General features: G+C 48.2%; 22 protein-coding genes. 16 read left to right on the forward strand and 6 right to left on the reverse strand.

Translation table 11 applies throughout. The annotated features are described in order from the left end of the window. The first annotated feature begins 24 nt into the window (after positions 1-24). Together NC980_RS15945 and cobT are read left to right on the forward strand one after the other, a co-directional pair. Positions 25-774: a DUF2232 domain-containing protein gene (locus NC980_RS15945; protein WP_190378133.1), complete on the forward strand. Its 750-nt coding sequence runs from the start codon at positions 25-27 to the stop codon at positions 772-774. Beyond that, on the forward strand, positions 767-1,855 hold the full coding sequence (gene cobT / locus NC980_RS15950; RefSeq protein WP_190378134.1) for a nicotinate mononucleotide-dependent phosphoribosyltransferase CobT: 1,089 nt from the start codon (positions 767-769) through the stop codon (positions 1,853-1,855). Before NC980_RS15945 ends, cobT begins: the two co-directional genes overlap by 8 nt. On the opposite strand, the gene NC980_RS15955 is transcribed toward cobT, so the two are convergent. After that, a complete protein-coding gene (locus NC980_RS15955; RefSeq protein ID WP_190378135.1) occupies positions 1,856-2,224 on the reverse strand; it encodes a hypothetical protein in 369 nt (122 codons plus the stop codon). A gap of 419 nt (positions 2,225-2,643) precedes the next feature. Between NC980_RS15955 and NC980_RS15960 the strand changes: the two genes are divergently transcribed. Beyond that, positions 2,644-3,816 carry an extracellular solute-binding protein gene (locus NC980_RS15960; protein WP_190378136.1) on the forward strand — a complete coding sequence of 391 codons (1,173 nt, stop codon included), beginning with the start codon at positions 2,644-2,646 and terminating at the stop codon, positions 3,814-3,816. On the opposite strand, the gene NC980_RS15965 is transcribed toward NC980_RS15960, so the two are convergent. Next, positions 3,794-4,450 carry a hypothetical protein gene (locus NC980_RS15965; RefSeq protein ID WP_190378137.1) on the reverse strand — a complete coding sequence of 219 codons (657 nt, stop codon included), beginning with the start codon at positions 4,448-4,450 and terminating at the stop codon, positions 3,794-3,796. The two genes, NC980_RS15960 and NC980_RS15965, sit on opposite strands and share 23 nt — an antisense overlap. Positions 4,451-4,496: 46 nt before the next feature. Between NC980_RS15965 and NC980_RS15970 the strand changes: the two genes are divergently transcribed. After that, a complete protein-coding gene (locus NC980_RS15970) occupies positions 4,497-4,919 on the forward strand; it encodes a peptide chain release factor 1 (RefSeq protein WP_190378138.1) in 423 nt (140 codons plus the stop codon). Between the two features lie 76 nt (positions 4,920-4,995). Continuing rightward, the gene (locus tag NC980_RS15975) at positions 4,996-5,526 is read left to right on the forward strand and encodes a DUF456 family protein (RefSeq protein ID WP_190378169.1); all 531 of its coding nucleotides are present in this window, start codon (positions 4,996-4,998) and stop codon (positions 5,524-5,526) included. On the opposite strand, the gene NC980_RS15980 is transcribed toward NC980_RS15975, so the two are convergent. Continuing rightward, positions 5,523-6,599 (reverse strand): type IV pilin-like G/H family protein, encoded by a 1,077-nt coding sequence (locus NC980_RS15980; protein WP_190378139.1) that lies wholly within the window; start codon positions 6,597-6,599, stop codon positions 5,523-5,525. The genes NC980_RS15975 and NC980_RS15980 overlap by 4 nt on opposite strands. Before the next feature lie 321 nt (positions 6,600-6,920). Here NC980_RS15980 and NC980_RS15985 point away from each other — a divergent pair, with 321 nt between their 5' ends. From NC980_RS15985 to NC980_RS16010, 6 genes are all read left to right on the forward strand, one after another. Continuing rightward, positions 6,921-7,847: an Hpt domain-containing protein gene (locus NC980_RS15985; RefSeq protein WP_190378140.1), complete on the forward strand. Its 927-nt coding sequence runs from the start codon at positions 6,921-6,923 to the stop codon at positions 7,845-7,847. A gap of 48 nt (positions 7,848-7,895) precedes the next feature. Further along, entirely contained in the window at positions 7,896-8,780 is an 885-nt protein-coding gene (locus NC980_RS15990; RefSeq protein WP_190378170.1) for an NAD(P)-binding domain-containing protein, read from the forward strand. A gap of 290 nt (positions 8,781-9,070) precedes the next feature. Then, on the forward strand, positions 9,071-10,348 hold the full coding sequence (locus tag NC980_RS15995) for a glycosyltransferase family 4 protein (RefSeq protein ID WP_190378141.1): 1,278 nt from the start codon (positions 9,071-9,073) through the stop codon (positions 10,346-10,348). A 185-nt stretch (positions 10,349-10,533) separates the two neighbouring features. Continuing rightward, entirely contained in the window at positions 10,534-11,457 is a 924-nt protein-coding gene (locus tag NC980_RS16000; RefSeq protein ID WP_190378142.1) for a glycosyltransferase family 2 protein, read from the forward strand. Beyond that, positions 11,454-12,071 (forward strand): hormogonium polysaccharide biosynthesis acetyltransferase HpsU, encoded by a 618-nt coding sequence (gene hpsU, locus NC980_RS16005; RefSeq protein ID WP_190378143.1) that lies wholly within the window; start codon positions 11,454-11,456, stop codon positions 12,069-12,071. Before NC980_RS16000 ends, hpsU begins: the two co-directional genes overlap by 4 nt. Before the next feature lie 72 nt (positions 12,072-12,143). After that, entirely contained in the window at positions 12,144-14,321 is a 2,178-nt protein-coding gene (locus NC980_RS16010) for an AAA family ATPase (protein WP_190378144.1), read from the forward strand. A 6-nt stretch (positions 14,322-14,327) separates the two neighbouring features. On the opposite strand, the gene NC980_RS16015 is transcribed toward NC980_RS16010, so the two are convergent. Both NC980_RS16015 and NC980_RS16020 read right to left on the reverse strand, forming a co-directional pair. Further along, positions 14,328-15,173: an MBL fold metallo-hydrolase gene (locus NC980_RS16015; RefSeq protein ID WP_190378145.1), complete on the reverse strand. Its 846-nt coding sequence runs from the start codon at positions 15,171-15,173 to the stop codon at positions 14,328-14,330. A 74-nt stretch (positions 15,174-15,247) separates the two neighbouring features. Further along, positions 15,248-16,099, reverse strand: a complete 852-nt coding sequence (locus tag NC980_RS16020; protein WP_190378146.1) for a DNA adenine methylase — start codon at positions 16,097-16,099, stop codon at positions 15,248-15,250. A 129-nt stretch (positions 16,100-16,228) separates the two neighbouring features. Between NC980_RS16020 and NC980_RS16025 the strand changes: the two genes are divergently transcribed. The 5 genes from NC980_RS16025 to NC980_RS16045 all read left to right on the forward strand — a co-directional run bounded on the left by NC980_RS16025 (position 16,229) and on the right by NC980_RS16045 (position 21,926). Then, entirely contained in the window at positions 16,229-16,435 is a 207-nt protein-coding gene (locus tag NC980_RS16025; protein ID WP_190378147.1) for a DUF751 family protein, read from the forward strand. 33 nt (positions 16,436-16,468) lie between these two features. Beyond that, a complete protein-coding gene (gene rbfA, locus NC980_RS16030; RefSeq protein WP_190378148.1) occupies positions 16,469-16,861 on the forward strand; it encodes a 30S ribosome-binding factor RbfA in 393 nt (130 codons plus the stop codon). Next, positions 16,836-18,500 (forward strand): glycoside hydrolase family 3 N-terminal domain-containing protein, encoded by a 1,665-nt coding sequence (locus tag NC980_RS16035; protein ID WP_190378149.1) that lies wholly within the window; start codon positions 16,836-16,838, stop codon positions 18,498-18,500. Before rbfA ends, NC980_RS16035 begins: the two co-directional genes overlap by 26 nt. A gap of 360 nt (positions 18,501-18,860) precedes the next feature. After that, positions 18,861-21,203 (forward strand): DNA helicase PcrA, encoded by a 2,343-nt coding sequence (gene pcrA / locus NC980_RS16040; protein ID WP_190378150.1) that lies wholly within the window; start codon positions 18,861-18,863, stop codon positions 21,201-21,203. Between the two features lie 9 nt (positions 21,204-21,212). Further along, complete coding sequence (locus NC980_RS16045) at positions 21,213-21,926, forward strand: Uma2 family endonuclease (RefSeq protein WP_190378151.1); 714 nt, start codon at positions 21,213-21,215, stop codon at positions 21,924-21,926. On the opposite strand, the gene NC980_RS16050 is transcribed toward NC980_RS16045, so the two are convergent. Beyond that, entirely contained in the window at positions 21,915-22,637 is a 723-nt protein-coding gene (locus NC980_RS16050; RefSeq protein WP_190378152.1) for a response regulator transcription factor, read from the reverse strand. The genes NC980_RS16045 and NC980_RS16050 overlap by 12 nt on opposite strands. Positions 22,638-22,784: the final 147 nt, after the last annotated feature.

Below are 22,784 nucleotides of genomic sequence, written 5' to 3' on the forward strand. Positions count from 1 at the left end.
ATGTGCTAATCAGAATCAACTTCAATGACTGAATTGCCGAATGACGATCGCTCTAACCAATCTGCAAATTCGATCGACCTCGACGAAGAGTGGATTCCCGATGTCGATCCGGAGCCGGATTTTGCTGATCAGCCGCCCGTTCGTCGTCGCGTTGATCCCGATAGCCCGATCGTCATGGTGGAAACGGCATTTTTAGCGAGTGCTGCCAGCTTAGTTTGGCTGGTGAATACTTATTTCCCAATGGGACCGTTTCTGCAAATCTTTTTTCCGGTTCCGATCGCATTAATTTATCTGCGTTGGGGAAGTCGAGCGGCGTGGATGGGATGTGCGATCGCGGGATTGCTGCTTTCGGTGTTGATGGCTCCAGTTCGTAGCATTCAATATGTCATTCCTTACGGGTTGATGGGCGTATTGCTAGGAGCATTGTGGTATCGACGCGTGAAATGGTTTGTCTCCATTCCGATCGGTACGCTCCTTGGTGTGTTGGGGGCGTTCTTCCGAGTGTGGTTAGTTTCGCTCTTACTCGGTGATGATTTGTGGCAGTATGGCACTATTCAGGTGACAAACTTTCTAGATTGGATCTTCTCGCTGTTAGGATTATTAATTCAACCCTCGCTTGCATTGGTGCAATTGTTTATATTTTTATCTATTATTGCGGCGAATACAGTGTATCTGTTTGTGGTGCATTTAGTGGCGTGGTTTCTGTTTGATCGCTTAAACAATCCAATTCCCCGTCCGCCGCAGTGGGTGCAAGTAATTTTCGATAATGAGTAGCGCGATCGCCATCTACACCAGGGAAAAACAGGCGCGTCTCTGGCTCGATCGATACCGAGGAAAAAAGCCTCATTTTGCTTGTGTTTTAGGATTTACAGAAACCGGATTAATTCCAGGAATTTCTGCCGCAGGAGCAACCCCTAACGATCGACAATTTACCGCGATCGCCGATGCAGAATTTCTCGTCAACGGTGTTCAACCCAATCCAAGATTTCCGCTACCGCCGCTTCATGTCGGCGCGTCTCCGGTTTACATTTCTCGCGCCGTGATTGAAGCGCTGCAAATTCCGGTAACAGTTTTTAATGCGGGATTACCTCGATCGCCTGCAATTAGCGCAATTGATTTACACGGCAGTCCGGCTCGATGTGTGAGTACAGGCGCAGCGTTAGATTGGGCGATCGTGCATCACCTGTTTAATCAAGGCTTGAAATGGGGTGAAAAGCTCGCTCAAGACGCAGATTATCTGATTCTGGGGGAATGTGTTGTTGGCGGAACAACAACTGCGCTCTCGGTTCTGACTGGGCTTGGAATCGATGCTGCTGGAAAAGTGAATAGTAGCCATGCAATCTGCAATCACGCTCAGAAATGGGAGCTTGTGCAGCAAGGATTAGCCAATCATCCTGAAGATCCGTTCTCGATCGTTGCTGCCGTTGGCGATCCGATGCAAATTACCGTAGCGGGAATGGCGATCGCGGCAAGTCGATCGCGAGGCGTTTTACTGGCAGGTGGAACACAAATGCTGGCGGTATACGCACTGATTCGAGCGATTGCGCGTGTGCAAACTTTAGCCTGGAACTCTGATCAAATCATCATTGGTACAACGCGCTGGGTGGCAGAAGACTCGACCGGAGACACAGTTGGACTTGCGACAACGTTGAGCGATGCAACCCTAATGGCAACTCGATTAAGCTTTGCTGACTCGCGCTGGAATCAGCTTCGAGCCTATGAACAAGGATTCGTCAAAGAAGGCGTAGGAGCGGGAGGATGCGCGATCGCGGCTTCGATCTTTCAGAACTGGGGGCAGATTGAATTATTAGGCGCGATCGAACAGTTACTTGATCGCTCATCCCGATCTATTTAATTAGTGAACGCGCTGCGCCAAAAGTTGTTCTTCTAGCGCTGCAATTCGATTGTAAGCAGCAGTCAATTGGGCGGTGAGGCGTTGAATTTGGATTTCTGGAGACAGCGTTTTTTCGCCGCTGTGAGCAGACGAATCAACTGTATGGCTATCCGATAAAACGTCTTTGTGTTCCATCGAAGTATCGAACGATCGCGAATAGGCATAGCGTCCGTTCGTAGTTCCGAAGGTCGATCGACTAATTCCAGACTGAGAGCCAGTCTGAATTTCGGTCAAGGCTTGCACCAGATTTGCTCCTAAATGTTCAATAGTCTTGTGCAGCGAATCTACCTTGCTGTTGAGAGCGTTGATCTGGATCTGGATGGTATCCATTAGTTAACCTTTATCCCTACTTTTCTAAGGTCTTATGGTAGTTTACGAAATCCACTTTCGTGGCTTATTCCTGAATCATTTAACGTTCTGTGGTGAATCAAAATTTACTGAAATAAACGAATGAGCATTAGCTCAATTTAAGTCTCGAAAGGTAAACAAAATCCAAAATAAGGAAAAAAATGGCTCGAATCTAAAGCAGAAATGCGTCAAATTTTTTGCAACAAAACTAGAAAATTCATTCACTTCAGAATGGCACGATCGCTTTGGGATCTAGTTAGTTTCATCCTAAATTTTGAATCTCAGAAAACATCAGCCATTGCGCGCATAATGTAAAAGCGTTTCGCTGAGATGCTCTTGTCTCGATCGTCACCACTTTGATCCGTTTTGGGGTAGAACGAAAGAGGTAACAGGATATCAACATGGATCGACGCAGTTTCTTACTCGGAATCGCAGCACTCAGCACAACGCTTAGCGGATGTAGTAGTCCCAATCAGGCAGCGTTCCGAATTCGCTTGCTAAAAAACTCGATCCCGGTTCAACTGCCGAGCCAATTTCGTAGACAGCTAACCGAGTTCAAAGATACGCCGATCGATTTCAAGCCGGAAAATCAGCTACAAACGCTATTTACCGCCCTGCAAGCCTGGAAACAACAAACGGGTAAAGCACCGGATCGCTCTCTCGCTCTGCCGTTTCTGCCGAAGCAAGACGCAATTCCGGATCTGATCACAATGGGCGATTATTGGCTTTCAGTTGCCATTCGCCAACAACTAATCCAACCGCTCGACCCGAACACCTGGCAACTTTGGCAGCAACTCCCTGATCGCTTCAAGCAAATTGTCACTCGCGACAATCAAGGCAATCTAACGCGCAATTCGGCTCAAGTCTGGGGCGCACCCTATCGTTGGGGTGCAACCGCGATCGTCTATCGCACCGATATCTTTCGCGATCGCAATCTCAAACCGCCGCAAGACTGGGCAGATCTTTGGCGTGAGGACTTACGCGGACGCATTGCGCTACTGGATCAACCCCGCGAAACGATCGGTCTTACGTTGAAAAAGCTCGGTCAATCCTACAACACACCCGACCTCACCAAAGTCCCAACGCTCGAAGCAGAACTCGCAGCACTTAATCGCCAAACTCGGTTCTATAGCTCTGATTCCGTGCTGCAATCGCTGTTAATCGATGATGTCTGGATGGCGGTTGCTTGGTCTACCGATATCTTGCAAGCGATGAAACGTAATCCGACGATCGCCGCTGTTTTCCCTAGTTCGGGTACTGCACTCTTTAGCGATCTTTGGGTGCGTCCGGCGACCGTTCCCAACTCAGATAAAGCCGTGCAATCTTTACTCGCGCAGTGGATTAGCTTTTGTTGGCAACCGACGATCGCGCCGCAACTCTCCCTTCTGAGTCAAGCCGCCTCTCCGATCTTATCGACCTTAAATCCTGCTGAGTTTCCCGCAGCACTGCGGCAAAACTCCCTGTTAGTGCCACCCCCGGAATCGCTCGATCGCAGCGAATTCCTCGCACCCCTTAGCGATGCCACGATCGAGCAATATCGCACCCTTTGGGCTAAAGTCCGAAGGGCTGTCTAGACGGCGACCAGAAATTCGTTCGCGCTAACCTATCAAACGTCGAACACTCGATCGCTTCATCCACGGTCGAGTTCTGCTTTATTTGGGCTGCGACCTCTGAGTTGAAGTTACACGTATAAGCACCTAAGATCTCCCCTTGCGGATCAAACACTCGCAAATTGTAGCCGTAGTCACTCGATGCGGTGCCAAACCGTTTGATGAACTCATAGCGATCGAGCAAATCTAACAAACTCCAAATCTGAGCATTCACCATCACATCGACTCGATTGGTTTCACCCGTTCCCTCACACGCCAACCAACTATCAATCAATCGCCGCCCGTACTTATTCTGTGCCGCAATCTGATCGCGAATCCACCACAAACTTGGCTTGGTCAAACCGGACTGTTGAATCGTTGTATCGGTGATGCCCGCGATCGCTGGGGTACACATTCCCTGTTGAATCATTTCTGGCTTAAACGGAGCCGTCGAAGGTGCAAGCTCTGGTTTTGCCAAGGCGCTCTGAGTAATCACCCCGACAATAACGCTTGCCCGAACGACATGACTTATCACAGATAGAACCGAGTGTGGAATCACAGAGGGATGTGGCATAGTGGGTTCGAGCAACTCTAATCGAATGACGCTAACTTGAGTCAAAAGTGCCTACTGGCTGTTGTAGTTTAACTCTCTAAATTAAATCCCGATGTTCAATCCTTTGCGTCCCCTGAAATACTTACCCTGGACTGAATTGATGCAAGTGGCGCTGATTACGATCGGCTTTACGATTCTATTGGATTGGTTATTGTTCCAAGTGGCTGCAATTCCAGCGCTGCGCTCAATGATTGTTCAACTGCTGGAGTCCCCGCTTGCCGTGATCGTCTTTTTAGGGGCGGCTGTGGGAGTCGGAGCGCTGGCAGTCGCGATTACAGAACGGTGGTTCCGCCGAATTGTGATTACCAATGCGATTTTGTGGGCATTGGTTCCTTGTTTGCTGTTCGGGTTCTGGCTGCGATCGTTGTTACCCGATGCGGTTTTCCCGCAACTGCTTACGCCTGGGGTGAACTTCAATTCGGCAATGGGGATGATCATCGGTCTATTTTGGAAAGGAAAACCCTACTGGCGATAATTCAGCCCTCACGATACGCTACCTTAATGACAACCCTTCACTTAACTTAAAGGACGCTGGAATGCCTGCTCTGTACATGTTTGCTCTGTATTGTGTCTTGGTGATCGCCATGCTGGTTGGAATCGTTGGCGCAGTCGTGCCGGGTATTCCGGGAACAAGCTTAATTCTCGTCGCGATCGTGATTTGGGGCGCAGTTCGAGGATTTTCAGATGTGACAGTCGCTCTCATTATTGGGAGTGTCGTCTTTTTACTGAGCTTTGGAATTGATTTTCTGGCGACGTACTGGGGAGCCAAGAAAGCGGGAGCCAGCAACTGGGGGCAAATCGGCTCAGTCGTCGGATTTATTCTCGGAATTCTTGGATTTCTGCCCGCTTTGCCGATCGGTGGACTTCCGGGATTAATTGTGGGTCTGTTTTTTGGCCCGCTTGTCGGGGCGATCGTGGGTGAATTTCTCTACTGCAAAGATGCCATGATCGCAATCAAAGCGGGTCTCGGCATTGTCGTAGGTTCTGTGGTGGGTAACTTAGCTCAAGGCGTTTTGGCAGTCCTGACCGTTGCAGTGTTTATTTTCACCACGTTTCCGCAAGCCCAAGCGCTGATGAATTAGAGTTTCTGCGATCGTGCAGCACAGGTGGTTTTTTTGCCTTTGGTCACGGCTGGCTTTTCAGGAACTTGCACCGACGGTTTGAGTGATTGACAGATTAAACTCTCAGCTCCCGATGCAGCTACCCTGACAACTCCAATATAGCTATGTAAACCAGCCTCGCGGGGTACAGCCGTGATCACAGAATCAGTGCCGACGCGCAGGCGATACGCATAGCTGTAACTCTGAGAAATCACATTTGCCGATCGCTCTAGCTCCTCTAAGCTGCGAGCGAATCGGTTATTCCGCTGATAAAATTTCTCCTGTGCAGCGATCATCGCCTTGAGATAGCTTTCCGCTTCCTTTTGCCGCTCCAGCGCAGCATCGTTAGGCGGCTTGCTGGCGGTTCCCTGTGATCCTTGAGACTGACTTTTTGCGGTTGACCAAAATGCCGTCGTCCCGCCTGCGACAAATCCCGCAATCACGACGAGCGCAACCGGAATCGCGTACACTCGCCACCGCGTTTTTAGCCAGCCCCGCAACGAGAGCGGCTCTTCGAGTTCTTCCTCTTCTCCGATCGCTTCTGCAATTATCGGTTGAGCTTCAGGGGTAGCCTCTACAACCGGAGGTTGGACTTCAGCGATCGCCGCTGCAACCGGAGATTCGACTTCAGGAGTTGCTTCTTCAACTAGAGGTTGCGATTCAGGTGGAGCATCCAGCGTCGCAACAGAAGCCTCTAGTTCAGCATCCGGCAGAGTTGAGATTGCAACCGGAGCCGTTACGACCGGAGCAGATGACTCAGGCGATCGCAGCGAAAACTCCCGTGTCCAAGCGAAGTGATCTTCTCCGATCTTTTTCGCTTGTGCCCGTACTGATCGGATTGAATCATTCCCTAACTCTAATAGCCCCTTTTGAATAAAGGTGACGAGTGTTTCTTGATTGAGTGGCTTCTGCGACTCCAAACACACCCACAAACAGTCCTCATCCAAACCCGCCTGCGCTGTGATGCCTTTTGGGGACAATACCGCATTCATCAACGCTGCGATCGCAGCCGGTTCACCTTGCTTTGCGAGTTCTAATAGATTCGGCTGTTGCATAGAAACACTTGCTTGACTCTCAATTCTAGACCGCTGAAGTTGCTTTACTTTACCGTCGAAAACTCAGTTTTGTCTAACTGTCCCCTCAACTCTCAGGTTATTCTCAGCGTTGTGCCGGATTAAAGTCACGTCGGTTAAAACATTTCAATACTGCAAGCGGAAAGTTGATATTAAAACAGCTTTTGACGAAATTGCAGCAAAGATTTGCGTTAAAAGCAATTTAGCCTATTTTTGCCGTGAATTCTTACCGCTTTTGGGAACACTCAGAACACAGGGCAAACTTTCCCGGTCTTGTGAATTTGTCACTTCAGGAGCAGGGCGGTGCAAACGGTTAAGCAACAGCAGATTCTTGGCTATTTCATTGAAGAAGCAAAAGAACATTTAGACACGATCGAACAGGGCTTGGTCGATCTTGCTGCAACGATGGCAGATTCAGAGCGAGTGAATGAGCTATTTCGGGCAGCTCACTCGGTGAAAGGCGGGGCTGCAATGCTAGGCTTTGATGGTATCCAGAGAACCGCTCACCATTTCGAGGATTGCTTCAAAATTCTCAAAGAGCATCCCGTTAGAATCGATCAGCGCCTTGAAGATTTGTTTCTCAAAGGATTTGACACGCTCAAAGAACTGATCGAAGCGCTTCAAAGTCCGTTTGGACTGCGAGAAGAAGAGGCACAGCAAGCCGTTTCCGCCGCAGAACCCACATTTCGAGAACTCCAAGCCTATCTCAGCACCCTAATTGCCGGGAGAAGCGCTGCGCCGAAAGCCTCAACTTTACCGCAAGGCGTTGCAGCCCAGATTACCGCAGTCCTTAAGGCGATGCTGCAACTGTTTAAGCAGGGCGATTCTCAGAAGAGTCGGCAGCAGTTGATCGCTTTATGCAATCGCCTAATCCAAGTGAGCAGCACGACTCCAGCCTGGGTACTGTTGTTGCAGACGGCGCAACGGGCGATCGCAAATTCCAAAAATAGCTATGCTACGCTCGCCCCAGTGGTGATTAAGGATCTAAAGCAAGCGAGTGATTTTCTGCTCACTGGCGGCGCTAACCGCATTGCAATCAGTCCGAACCTGAAGAATTTAGTCAGTCCGCCTACTCAACCTGCAAAGCCTCCCGCGTCGGTTACGCCCGCAGCAAAGCCCCAAATCACAATCTCATTAGAGCCGAGAGCCGCTGCCCGATCGTTAGTAGAGTCGTTCAACAAAGCAGAACTGCTTGAAATCGCTGAGTTCATCATGAAAACAATTCAATAGATCGTTTCCCTCTAGACTGTGAAAAGAATTGTCTGGAGCGGAGCAATGGTGAAGATCGGATTTATTGGCACAGGGTTAATGGGTTTACCGATGGCACAACGGCTAATTACCGCCGGTCATTCTGTCACTGCCTACAATCGCACTGATGCAAAGTTAGAATCCTTGGTGGGAGCGACGATCGCCACTTCTAGTTCGCAGGCAATCGTGGCTTCTGACTGTGTAATTTTGATGCTCACGAATGCTGAAGCGATCGAACAAACCTTGCTGTCGGATCAAGCGGTTCTGCAAGGGCGCACCGTGATTCAAATGAGTACGATCGCGCCCGATGAGAGTCAATCCATTCGCGATCAAGTAGTCGCTGCGGGTGGAAGTTACCTAGAAGCGCCGGTGCTTGGAAGTATTCCAGAGGCGCGATCGGGCAAATTGATCGTGATGGTGGGTGCGGAAGTCGAGCAGTTTGAACAATGGCGATCGCTGCTGCAAACGCTTGGCGAAAATCCGGTTTTACTAGGGACAGTGGGTTCGGCTTCGACGGTGAAGCTTGCCTTAAATCAACTCATTGGATCATTAACCAGTGCTTTTGCCGTGAGTTTAGGTTTAGTCTTGCGGCAGAATGTCGAGGTCGAAGCGTTTATGCAAATTCTGCGGCAGAGTGCTTTGTACGCGCCGACTTTTGATAAGAAATTACAACGAATGCTCGATCGAGACTTTGAAAACCCCAATTTCCCGACAAAGCATTTGCAAAAAGACATCAATCTGTTTGTTGAAGCGGCACGGTCGGCGAACCTGAATGTTGCTTCCGTTGAGGGAGTTCGAGAGATTTTGCAAAGTGCGATCGCCCAAAATTTATCTGATCTCGATTATGCTGCTTTATTTTCGATTGTTTGTCCAGTAGAACTCCAGAATGATCAGTCTGTGGAAGATCTGGGATAAAAGCTTGTTATTTCAATGACATCGAGCAGAAAAACGAAATTTAGCATTTTCCAGCAAAGCAATGTAAAGACGAGTGTTTTCTGGGCAACCTAGACCTAGCGTCCCTGATTTGCTACAAACGTTCAGCCCAGAACTCACAGGACTCCGTTTCCTGACCTCGATCGCAGGATTTTCTGCATGTGACCCCTAGCACATTCTAAATATCGAACAGGTTCAAGTCATCTGTGGCTTCTGAACGCTTGACGGCTGAGTTCTTCATCGCGACCATTGCCGTTTGGGTTCACTAAGCTATGCGTGTTTTGATCTATTCCTATAACTATCATCCTGAACCGATTGGAATTGCACCTCTGATGACCGAACTGGCTGAGGGATTGGTCAGACGGGGGCATCAAGTCCGAGTGATCACTGGGATGCCGAACTATCCGCAACGCCAGATTTATGAGGGCTATCGAGGCAAGCTCTACATGACAGAAGAATGCAACGGAGTGGTCATTCAGCGCAGCTATATGTGGGTTAAACCCAAGCCAAACCTGCTCGATCGACTGCTGCTTGATAGTAGCTTTGTCTTGACTAGCTTCCTGCAAGCGCTGCGAGGCTGGCGACCGGATGTGATTCTTCTCACAGTTCCGCCACTTCCGGTCTGTGTTCCGGCAGCGCTTCTGAGTTGGCTCCACAACTGCCCGATCGTCCTCAATGTGCAGGATATTCTGCCGGAAGCGGCGGTACAGGTCGGGCTGTTGAAAAATAAAACGATGATTCGGGTATTTGAAGCTTTAGAGAAGTTTGCTTATCGCACCGCCCACACCATCAGTGTGATTGCGGATGGATTTGTTGAAAATCTAGAAAACAAAGGAGTTCCATCCAGTAAGCTTACCTGCATTCCAAATTGGGTTGATACTAGCTTTATTCGTCCCCTGCCTAAGAGCAATAATGCCTTTCGGAGCGAACATGGACTGGATGGAAAGTTTGTAGTTTTGTATGCCGGAAATATTGCATTGACACAGGGTTTAGAGACTGTGATTGATGCCGCTGCCCAATTGCGCCATGTTTCAGACATTGCTTTTGCAATTGTGGGAGAGCCAAAAGCGATCGAACAACTTAAGCAGCATTGTGAGCTACAGGGTGTCGATAATGTGAAGCTCTTGCCGTTTCAACCGCGAGAGAAACTGCCTGAAATGCTGGCAGCCGCAGATGTGGGGTTGATTGTGCAGAAGCGCAATGTAGTTTCGTTTAATATGCCCTCGAAAACTCAGGTACTTCTTGCCAGTGGACGGGCGATCGTTGCTGCAGTTCCCAGTACAGGGAGTGCGGCAAGCGCAATCGAGAAAAGCCGCGGTGGAGTTGTTGTAGAGCCAGAAAATCCAGAAGCTTTAGCAGAGCAAATTTTAGCGCTGTATCACGATCCGGAGCTTGCGGCGCGGCTGGGAAGACAAGGGCGACAGCACGCGATCGAGCGCTATTCATTCGAGCAAGCTTTAACTCAGTATGAAGCTTTGTTTGAGCAGGTTGTGAAGTTGCCCTTCCCCAAGACTGATTACCGTTTGAGTGTGGATAAGTCGAGCAGCTAGAATTTTATCTCACTCTATCTATTTTTTGATGAAAGATTGGGGTTTAGCTGACTCCGATCTTTTGTGTTGTTTGACCGGTGCGACCGTCTACTAGAAGCTAAATCCTTCGGTATGGTCTTCAGCAGAATGGGAATACTGAAGCAGAGCAAATTGTAGCTATAGCATTTCTTCCCTAGATGCCGATTATGACCCTTTCAAAACTTCCCGTTTCAGTTCTGATTCCTGCTCGTAATGAAGAAGCAAATTTGTCTGCTTGTCTCGAAAGTGTCGCCAGAGCAGATGAAGTCTTCGTTGTTGATTCACAAAGTAGCGATCGCTCCGCTGCAATTGCAGAAAGCTATGGGGCAACAGTTGTTCAGTTTCACTTCAATGGTCGCTGGCCCAAGAAGAAGAATTGGTCGTTAGACAACTTACCGTTTCGCAACGAATGGGTGTTAATTGTCGATTGTGATGAGCGGATTACGCCGGAATTGTGGGATGAGATTGCAGCAGCCATCCAGAATCCGGAGTTTGCGGGATATTATCTCAATCGCAAAGTGTTTTTTTTGGGACAGTGGATTCGGCATGGTGGCAAGTATCCAGACTGGAACCTGAGATTGTTTCAACATAAAAAAGGACGTTATGAAAATCTCAGTACCGAAGCAATTCGGAACACCGGAGATAACGAAGTTCATGAACACGTTGTGTTATCCGGCAAAGTCGGGTATCTGAAAAACGATATGCTGCATATCGACTTCAAAGATCTGTATCACTGGCTAGAACGGCATAATCGCTACTCGAACTGGGAAGCGAAAGTGTATCTCAACTTGCTCACAGGTCAGGGGGAAGATGACACGATCGGGGCGAATTTGTTTGGAGATTCGGTGCAGCGCAAGCGCTTTTTGAAGCGAATTTGGGTGAGATTACCGTTTAAGCCGACATTGCGGTTTTTGTTGGCTTATGTGTTTCGACTGGGATTTCTGGATGGAAAAGCGGGGTATATCTATGCACGATTACTTAGCCAGTATGAGTTTCAAATTGGCGTGAAGTTGTTTGAGTTGCAGCAGTTTGGCGGGACGCTGAACGCTCCACAGCCAGTTAAATCCCCGATCGTACAGCCAGAATCATGACGCAGATTCGACAGTCTCCGATCGACATTTACGCTCCCTCACTCGTGGATCTGTGCCAGTATGATCAGTCCTGGTTTGATCGAGGTCGTCCAGGTTGGTATGTTTTGCTCTGGTGGCTGGTGCAGGCGATCGTCTTTCCCATGACTCCCCATCCGCTCAATTCGCTTCGATGTTTGATCCTGAGATGGTTTGGAGCCAGGATCGGGCAAGGCGTGTTAATTCGCCCAACCGCGCGATTCACTTATCCCTGGAAAGTCGAAATCGGTGATTACAGTTGGGTCGGTGATGATGTTGTACTTTACAGTCTCGATCGTATTTCAATCGGGAATCACTGTGTTATTTCCCAAAAAAGCTATCTATGTACTGGAAGTCATAATGTCAGCGATCCAGCGTTTAAGTTAGAAACCTGTCCGATCGAGATCGGTCACGGAGTTTGGATTGCGACAGATTGCTTTATCGCCCCTGGGGTGCAGATTGGCTCAAATGCAGTGATCGGAGCGCGGAGTACCGTTTTGAAGTCGATGCCTGCTCAATCGATTTGCTGGGGATCTCCTTGCCGATCGCAGTATTCAAGAGAATTTCAGGCGAATCCTATACGAGAAAATTTGCAGTAGTGTCACTTTTTTGACGAAGCAGAAGGAAGCGAAAATCTTGTCGAACTGGCAGAATGCTAGGATCTGTACAGTATGGCAGATTCTAAACTCCCTCACTCTCGACGCTCGGTGAATAGCGAAGCTCCGCTCGCAGCTCGAATGCGTCCTAGAACGATCGACGAATTTGTCGGGCAGGGTGCGATCGTCGGTCACGGGCGATTGTTGCGTCGCGCCATTCAAGCGGATCAACTGTCTTCGCTGATTTTCTATGGGCCACCTGGAACTGGAAAGACGACCTTAGCGCAAATTATTGCCAATACAACGCAAGCTCATTTCATCGCAATTAACGCTGTTCTTGCCGGGATCAAAGATATTCGAGATGCCATTGCGATCGCACAAGACCGCCACAAACAATTTAAGCAACGCACAATTTTGTTTGTCGATGAAGTGCATCGATTTAACAAAGCGCAACAAGACGCACTGTTACCCTGGGTTGAGAATGGAACTGTAATCTTGATTGGTGCAACTACCGAAAATCCCTATTTTGAAGTGAATAAAGCGTTAGTCAGTCGATCACGCTTGTTCCAACTCAAGCCGCTAACTTCGGCAGATTTGCAGCAGGTCGTTCAACAAGCCTTGAGCGATCCGACGCGAGGCTATGGAGATTGGAACATTCAGCTTGATTCAGACGCGCTAGATCATTTGGTAAATGTTGCGAATGGTGATGCACGATCGCTGCTAAATGCTTTAGAACTTGCTGTTGAAACCACACCCGCAGATCAGAACGGTATCATTCACATTACTTTGACGATCGCCGAGGAATCCATTCAGCAACGGGCAGTGCTATACGACAAAGAAGGTGATGCCCATTTCGATATCATTAGTGCTTTAATTAAAAGCTTGCGTGGGTCTGATGCTGATGCTGCACTCTATTGGTTAGCTCGAATGATTTATGCCGGAGAAGATCCGCGATTTATCTTTCGACGTTTGTTAATTTTAGCCAGCGAAGATGTAGGATTGGCTGATCCAAATGCAGTCGTTGTCGTGAATGCTTGCGCTCAGGTATTCGATCGTGTGGGAATGCCTGAGGGACGCTATTCCTTAGCACAGGCAACCCTTTATCTTGCAACTGCCCCAAAATCAAATAGTGTGGTGGGATTCTTTGATGCGTTATCTACCGTAGAGCGAGAACGTGAAGCTGAAGTGCCCCTGCATTTAAGAGATCCGAATCGCGATCAAGAAGGGTTTGGTCATGGTTCAAACTATCTCTATCCCCACGCCTATCGAGAACATTGGGTTGCACAGCAATACTTACCAAGCAGTTTGCAAGGTCAAGTCTTCTATCAACCGTCAGATCAGGGCTTTGAAGCGACGATTCGAGATAAAGTGGATCGCGATCGTGAAGCGCAGCTTGCCGCTTTGATTGAAGAACTGCCTGAAAGACTTACGCTCAGTCCAACGAATTCAAGCTTGGATCGATGGTTGGCACGATCGCTCAGTCAAGCTGGAGAAAGATTTGGGGCAATTCGCGATCGCATCTTTGAACTCGCACAATCGCAACGCCATCATCTGATTTTCGACCTTAATGCAGGAAGTGGACTTTTGACCTGGGAAGCGATTCGTCAAGTTCCCGAAGGGGGGGTGTATAGTTATACGCGAACTGCGGCGGAGTTTGCGGCATTGAATCAGCAGGTTCAATCTTTGCCAGAATTGTCTCGTCCGGTGCTAGTTCAAGCTTTACCACAGTTGATTAAGTTCGATCGCCTGATTGGACGGAATGTCCTTTATGCTGAACCTGATAAAGCAAGTATGATTACATCCTTAGCTGCATTGATAGATGCAGAGGGTCGAATTGTACTAGCAGAATCGATGCCGATTGCAGCACAACGACTGTATCAACTAGCTAATCCATCATGGTTGAAGCCTAAGTTATACGATCGCTGGCAACAAGCAGAGGAAGCCATTTATCAGTTTTTAGATGATCCGAAGCTTAATTGGACAGTGCAAGACCTACAACTGTATTTTGAGCAAGCGGGTTTCGAGGTTGAGATGCAGATTGAACCAAGTCAAACAGAGATGTATCTATCACGATCTCTGTTCGATCGATGGTTTACAACTAACTCTGATCAACCTACTTATGCAGAGCGTTTAGCTCAGTGTTTAACAGCCGCCGAAGTTCGCCAAATTCAACAGCTTTTCTTGGCTCACCTACTGGATCAGACTGTGACCTGGAAGAGCCGTACCTTGTGGATTCAAGCCAAATTAGCCTGAATGGGCTTAGCTCCGGCTGAGGTTTAGCGATCGTTGTTCCGCAAAGGTTTTGTACTCGATCGCATCATGGCTGCAAAAGAGGCGAACTTCGTCACGATGGTTGACCATTAGTTTGCGGAGACGATCTTGATTAAGCAATCGTGCATTACGATCAACTTCCATCATCCATTGATACGCTTTTAATCCAGGTGTACATTTCGGATTTGGCTTCATCTCGTCGCGATAGAAGTAAGCATCTCCCGCATGTAGGAGCCAACCGTCGGAGGTTTCGATCGCGACTCCTGCGTGACCAGGTGTGTGCCCAACAAGCGGAATAAACAGAATTTCCGGTGGCAATCCTTCTAACTCTCGCACGGCTTCAAATCCAAACCAGGGTTCACCGTTTACTGTGTAGAATTTCCAGGATTTGACCTCATCCCATTGTTCCGGACGATAGCGGCGGCGCGCAATAAAGCTCTCCCGATTCCGTACCGCATCAATCTCACTCTGCATGACATGAACTGTTGCGTTAGGAAAGTCTTCTAGACCTCCCGCATGATCAAAGTCGAGATGAGTCAGAACAATATGACGGACATCTTGAGGCGAGAATCCCAGCTCTTCGATTTGGTCGATCGCACTGTATTTGCGATCGAATTGAATGTTATTAAATGCAATAAAAAACGGACTCAGCCGATGTGAGGGAGCTTGAATATCGCGCAACCCAAAGCCCGTATCGATTAGAACAAGTCCTTGATTTGTTTCAATCAGCAAACAGTGACAGACAAGATGGGAAGTCAAGCCTCGACTGAAGCCATCGAACAAGGCTCCACCCACCGGACACATACAGCCACAGTTTAGATGATGAATTCGCATAGCGGTTCTCTGGTGCGATCAACTATGTGAATGCTAGAGAGATTGCGATCGAATTCCGTCTTTCCAATGGGAGATCAGTAATTTGTCACCAAGACTTCTGTGATCTTGCCGCGTTTTTCTGCATTGCAGTTAATATTGCGGGTTGCATAAATGGTGTGAATGTTGAATTCTTTGTACAACTCACGAATAAACGAACAATCGGAGTTTGAGAGCATCACCTTTACGCCTCGATCGCTCAACTCCGTCACAACATCTCGCAATTGCACCTGCTGGTCTTCGCTGAATGAATAGCGATTGTAGGCGGTGAAATTGCTAGTTGAACTAATTGGATAGTAAGGCGGATCAAAGTAAACAAAATCGTTTGAACTATGAGCAGATTGCAGCACTTGATCAAATGATCCCGGCTTGATTTCAGCCGTCGAGAGCGCGATCGAGTCCGCTCGAAGCACCTCTGGATCATAAATCCCAGGCTTTTTGTAACTGCCGATCGGCACATTAAAATGCCCTTTGGAATTCTCACGGTACAGTCCGTTAAAGCAAGTTTTATTCAGATAAATCAGTCTTGCAGCGCGATCGACATTATTACCGGCATAAAACCAATCATCTGAGGCGGCGATTTGAGCGCGGACTTGGTAGTAATGCTCTGGGCAATGTTGCTGATGATGTTGCTCTAAGCGATTGATCAACTCTTCCACCTGATCGCGCACACACCGATAGACATTGACTAGCTCAAGATTAATATCAATCAATAATGATGTTGCGGGCTGGAGATGAAAGAAAATTGCTCCACCTCCGACAAACGGCTCATAGTAATTCTGGTAACGTTTCGGGAAATAGGAAACGTACTGCGAAATTAGCTGGTTTTTTCCGCCTGCCCACTTAATAAATGGGCGTGGTAACCCTGGGGACTGTACTTGAGTAATCATGTTTTTATTTAACACCTAAAATACATTTGATCTGATCAGCATTCGTATTATAAAAATGACACTCTGATCAGGTTTCGTAATTGATCTCTGATCTCGATATGATGGAATGGAGTTTAGAAAATAACCCTTATGATTCAAGACCTTTGGAACACCGTTTCTAAATACCCCAAGTTTGTAATTGGTGTCATTCTTGGCATATTCCTGAATGCTGCTGCGCCGCTCGTGCCGCTGTTCAAACGCCCTGTAACCGCGATCGCGCTAGTTGGCGTTCTTGTCGGTGGACTTGCCTTTGTTTCTTTCACCCTCAAAGCAATGCTCGGTTTAGATCCGCTTTAATAGAATGGACTTTTGTAGGTAGGAAGGAATTGTATGGCGACAGATCGAAGAATGGCTCGTGTCGCAGAATCTATCCGGCGCGAAGTGAGTCAAATGCTGTTAAATGGCATTAAAGACGATCGCGTAGGAACCGGAATGGTGAGCGTCACCGATGTTGATGTATCCGGGGATTTGCAGCACGCCAAAATCTTTGTCAGCATCTACGGCGATGAAGAAGCCAAAGCCGAAACGATGGCAGGCTTAAAGTCTGCGACAGGTTATGTTCGCAGCGAATTAGGACAGCGAATTCGCTTACGGAGAACGCCTGAAGTTATCTTTATTGAGGATCGATCGCTAGAGCGGGGTGATAAAGTTCTAGGGTTAATCAATCGCCTCAGCCAAGAGCGCAAAGAGTTCCCCGATGAAGACGTTTCTCCCGAATCTTGATGAGTTAACGCTGCGTCAGCAAGTGGCTCAAATGGTAGTCGTGAGGGCTTCGGGCTTTCTGTTTGACCATGAGATTCAGTATCCGGTCTGGGAGCCACCTGCGGCGACGTTAGAGTGTTGGATTAGGGAGTGGGGCGTGGGGGGTGTGATTCTCCTGGGTGCGAGTGCGGGAGAAATTGCGCTCAGAACGCAGCAGTTGCAAGCTTGGGCATCGATTCCGCTCTTGATTTGTGCGGATGTTGAGGAAGGAGTTGGGCAGCGGTTTTCGGGGGCAACTTGGTTTCCACCGCCAATGGCGATCGCAGAAATTGCCAAACGGGATCTCACTCTTGCGTGTCACTATGCTGAACAAATGGGGCGAATTACGGCAGCAGAAAGTTTAGCGATCGGCTTGAATTGGCTGCTTTCTCCCACGGTGGATGTCAACAATAATCCTGACAATCCGGTGATCAATGTCCGGGCTTTTGGCGAAACTCCAGAGATTGTTGGCGAACTGGCAAAAGCTTTTATCCGAGGCGCACACCAGCACCCGATTTTAACCACTGCAAAACATTTTCCGGGGCATGGTGATACGGAGACCGATTCTCACCTCGAATTACCTGTAATTCCGCATGATCGCGATCGCCTAGAACAAATTGAACTTCCGCCTTTTAGAGCCGCAATCTCAGCAGGTGTCGATGTTGTAATGAGCGCTCACCTTCAAATTCCCGCGCTTGATCCGAACTATCCTGCAACGCTTTCTCCAAAGGTTCTTACAGATGAGTTGAGACGGAATCTTGAATTTGAAGGCTTGATTGTCACGGATGCTTTAGTGATGGGCGCGATCGCCAATCGATATGGAACCGAGGAAGCTTGTGTTCTGGCAGTCGAAGCAGGCGCAGATATTTTATTGATGCCATTAGAGCCAGAAAAGGCAATTACAGCCGTTTGTGAAGCCGTAGAAAGCGGGCGGATTAGTCACGATCGCATCCAATCTTCGGTTGAAAGACTCTGGAGAGCTAAACAAAAAGCTTGTGCAGTCACAATTCCATCTGAAGAAGGTCACGCTTGGGAAAATCCGCCCGAACCTATTTTAGAAACAATTGAATTAACCTCGAAAATTGCTCAGCCAGATGCACTTTCAATCAATGCCGAATTGCTGCGTCATTCGATGCGGTCACGTTCGCATGTGCCAAAGGCATCGCATCATCCAAATTCTTCTCGCTTAGATTCGCTTTCCGGTGTGGGTCGCAATCTAGTAATTGTCGATAGCATTCTGGATTGTGATTTCCTGGGTCGAACCGCTCCTGCGATCGCATTTCCCGCTCAATTTGGATTGACAGAGACTCAGATTATCGATCGACATACCCCTTACATTGCTCCAAATAATCGCGCTCAAGTTCCAACTGTATTGCAATTATTTATCCGGGGTAATCCCTTTCGTGGAATCGCTGGATTAACTCAAGCGGCAGAAGATTGGTTTACGTTTCTATTAAATACAAATCAACTGTGTGCGATCGCAGTTTACGGCAGTCCTTATGTTCTCGATCGCTTTCTTCCCAGTTTGCCGCCGGATGTCCCTTATGTATTCAGCTACGGGCAAATGCAAGCGGCTCAAGCGATCGCATTAGAAACTCTGTTTAGAAGCCAATGCAAGTAGAACATCTAACACCGGAAGCGATGGAAATTATCTTGAACACTTTGCCAGAAAAGTCCAGTTAGGGCTACGTGCTTATGCGGCAGCGATCGACTTCCCGATCGAGGCAGTGATTGAAATGGCTGTTCCGCAAACCGTCGTTCACAGTCTTGGCAATAGCCAGAAACTCTACTTCTCCATCATTACATCTTGAGCACTACTTACATCTTCACTACTACAGTGTGTGCAGTGCGTTGTCCAATTTTTTCTATGATGGATGCACAATTCGGACTTGGGCGGTGATACGTACTATTTCTTTTGCCACGTTCCAAGCTGAGATACGATACCCTATCTATGGAGTAGATTTGTGCGATCGTCTAACCTATGACTGTTGATTTTCTCAGCCATCTTAATCCGTCCCAAAGGCAAGCCGTTCAGCATTTTTGTGGTCCTTTGCTGGTGATTGCTGGCGCGGGTTCAGGCAAGACAAGAGCATTGACGTATCGCATCGCCAATCTGGTGCTGAAACATCGCGTCGATCCAGAAAATATTCTGGCGGTGACATTCACGAATAAAGCGGCGCGGGAAATGAAAGACCGGATCGAACGATTGTTTGCCGAGCAGGAGGCATTAAGCGAACACGGCAAGCCGCTCGAATCGCTGCCCGGTCATGTTCAGACGAAATTGCGATCGCACGTCTACAAAACCATCACCAAAGATCTCTGGATCGGCACATTTCACGCGCTTTGCTGTCGAATTCTGCGCTTTGATATCGAAAAGTTCCAGGATGAAAAAGGACGGAAATGGACGCGATCGTTCTCGATTTTCGATGAGTCCGATGCTCAAAGCTTGGTGAAAGATATCATCATTAATCAATTGAATATTGATGAAAAGAAATTCGATCCGCGATCGGTTCGATATGCAATCAGCAACGCAAAAAACAAAGGTTTATCGCCGCGAGATTATGAAAAAGAGCAATCGAACTTCAAAGGAAAAGTGATTGCAAACGTCTATAGTGTCTATCAGGATAAACTCGCTGAAAACAATGCCGTTGATTTCGATGATTTAATCTGGATTCCAGTACAACTCTTTCGTCAGAATGAACAGATCCGCGCATACTGGCATAAACGCTTCAGACATATCTTGGTAGATGAATATCAAGATACCAATCGCACTCAGTACGATCTGATTCAGTTATTAGTGACGAATGGAGAACCCCCGAATCGATTTAACGAGTGGGAACATCGCTCGGTCTTTGTGGTGGGCGATGCAGATCAGTCGATCTACTCGTTCCGAATGGCAGACTTCACAATTCTGATGGGCTTTCAGCAAGACTTTGGGGATCGCTTGCCCGATGATGACACCCGGACAATGGTGAAGCTCGAAGAGAACTATCGCTCGACCGAGAATATCCTGCAACTCGCGAACGAACTGATCGAAAACAACACCGAACGCATCGATAAAATTCTTAAACCGACTCGTGGACAAGGTGAACCGAATTTCTGCTACCGCGCTCAGGACGAAATTGACGAAGCAGAATTCGTCGTTCAACAAATGCGGCGACTCGAAGCAATGAACTCCGATTTACACTGGGGTAAATTTGCGATTCTCTATCGAACCAATGCTCAATCACGGGCGTTTGAAGAAATTTTGGTGCGTTGGGGTGTACCTTATAAGGTCGTCGGTGGTCTGCGGTTCTATGACCGGAAAGAAATTAAGGATGTGCTTGCGTATTTGAGAGCGATCGCCAATCCTTCTGATACCGTTAGCCTCTTGCGCGTCATTAATACACCTCGTCGCGGAGTTGGAAAAACCACGATCGAATCTCTACAAAAAGCTTCGATCGGACTCGGTGTTCCTTTATGGGAAATTCTCAGCGATGAAAACTCGATCAAAACTCTAGCGGGTCGGTCTTCGAGAGGCGTGATTCAGTTTGCGCAGATCATTCAGAAATGGCGATCGCAGCTCGATGCAGTGAGCGCTTCAGAACTGGTACAAGGTGTGCTTGAAGACTCTGGTTACATCGCCGATCTAAAATCTCAAGGCACAGACGAAGCCGAGGACCGCTTGCAGAACGTTCAAGAGTTGTATAACGCTGTACTGCAATTCGAGGAAGAAAACGAAGACGATAAGAGCCTGATCGGTTTCCTCGCCAGCGCGTCTCTCGCTTCGGATTTAGACGACGTACAAGAAGAAACAACCAAAGTTTCTTTGATGACGCTGCACTCCTCGAAAGGGTTAGAATTTCCGATCGTCTTTCTAGTCGGTTTAGAACAAGGCTTATTTCCGAGTTACCGATCGCTCGATGATCCCGCCGCGATCGAAGAAGAACGCCGCCTCTGTTACGTCGGCATCACCCGCGCTCAAGAACGCCTATTCCTTTCCCACGCCCGTGAACGTCGGTTATACGGAAATCGCGAACCCGCCAGTCCCTCGCTATTCCTGGGAGAAATGCCCCGCGAATTGATGGATAGCAACACCAAAGCCGCGATCCCAACCAAATACACCACCAAGCCTGCCGCCAAACCCGCCCCCGTGATTCAGAGTACCGAAACCGATTGGAGCGTCGGCGATCGCGTCATGCACAGCCAATTTGGAATCGGAGAAATCACCAATATCTTCGGTAGTGGTAATAAAGCGACTTTGGCGATTCGATTCGATAACTTGACCGGAATGAAGCGCAAGATTCTCCCGATCGGAGATCGCGCCTTGAGTGCGATCGAGTAATCTCAAACTATGGTGATTCAATCCTCTAAATCAAACCGCTCTGTCCCGCCCTTGAAGAATGGCGATCGTTTGTCCCGCGCCGAATTTGAGCGGCGTTATGCGGCTGCACCCCACATCAAAAAAGCCGAACTGATCGAAGGAATTGTCTATATGCCAGCCGCACTCCGCTTTAGAAGTCATGGTCAACCCCATGCCCGGTTAATGGTCTGGCTGGGCAACTATCAGATTGCCACGATCGGGACTGCGTTAGCGGATAACACAACTGTCCGACTTGATCTCGACAATGAGCCGCAACCTGATATCGCCTTATTTATCGAACCTGAATTCGGTGGACAAGTGCGAATTTCAAGCGATGACTATCTCGAAGGCGCACCAGAACTAATCGCAGAAGTCGCAGCAAGTAGTGCGGCTTACGATTTGGGCGATAAGAAGAAGGCGTATCGGCGCAACGGAGTCCGAGAATACCTCGTTTGGCAAATGTTTGAAAATAAGCTGGACTGGTTTTTGCTGCAAGACGATGAATATGTACCGCTATTACCAGACGAAACCGGAATCATTCGTAGCCAGACATTTCCGGGATTGTGGCTGGCGATCGACTCCCTGCTCAAGGGTGAAATGCTGCAAGTCATGGCAGTTTTGCAGCAGGGATTGAATTCCCAAGAACATCAAACACAAGAACATCAAACATTTGTGCAGCAGTTGCGCGATCGTCTAGCCGACTAATCCCGATCGCAACGCCCTCACCGCCGCCTGGGTTCGATCATCCGCACACAGCTTATTCAGAATGTTCCGAACGTGCGTCTTCACTGTTCCCACCGTGATATAAAGCTTTTCAGCGATCGCAGCATTGCTACAACCATCCACAATCAACTGCAATACTTCTAATTCCCGCTCTGTTAATGGATACGCCTCAATAATTTGGTTATATTCTGGCTCGGTTGCGGTAATGGCGACCTGTTGAGCTTCAGATTGAGCCGCAGTTTGAGGCGCGGTTGACTGAGTTTGACGCAGCACCACACGAGCGATCGCCGGATCGATCCAGGAGTTTCCTTCTTGGGTGACGCGCAACGCCTCGACCAACTGATCTAAACTGACATCTTTCATGCAGTACGAGTCTGCACCCGCCGCAAACGCCGCTAGAACTGTATCTTCGTGATCTTGTAGCGTTAAAATAAGAACTTTTGTATTGGGGTGATCTTCCATCTCAGCTTGCGCTTGACGGAAACGGCGCGTCAGTTCTACGCCATCGATATCGGGCAAGCCAATATCTACGATCGCAACATCCGGCTTCAAATTCGTCAGCATTTTCAATCCATCGGTTCCATTCGCTGCTTCTCCCACGACTTCAAACCCTGGGCGTTGCTGTAACGCGGTCTTCATTCCCACCCTGGTTAAGTCATGATCCTCAATCAGCGTAATCCGAATGTCATTCATGTGAAAAACCCCCACAGTATTTAGAGAATATCAAAATTGCATAGAAATACATCAATACGCCGCACCAGTGTTGGAGCGGTGCTTAATTACAAATCCACATAGAAACAGCCAATTTTATTGTGCTTTAAAAATAGTCGTAAATCCTCC

The organism is Leptolyngbya sp. AS-A5 (assembly GCF_039962495.1).
Taxonomy (GTDB): domain Bacteria; phylum Cyanobacteriota; class Cyanobacteriia; order Leptolyngbyales; family Leptolyngbyaceae; genus Leptolyngbya.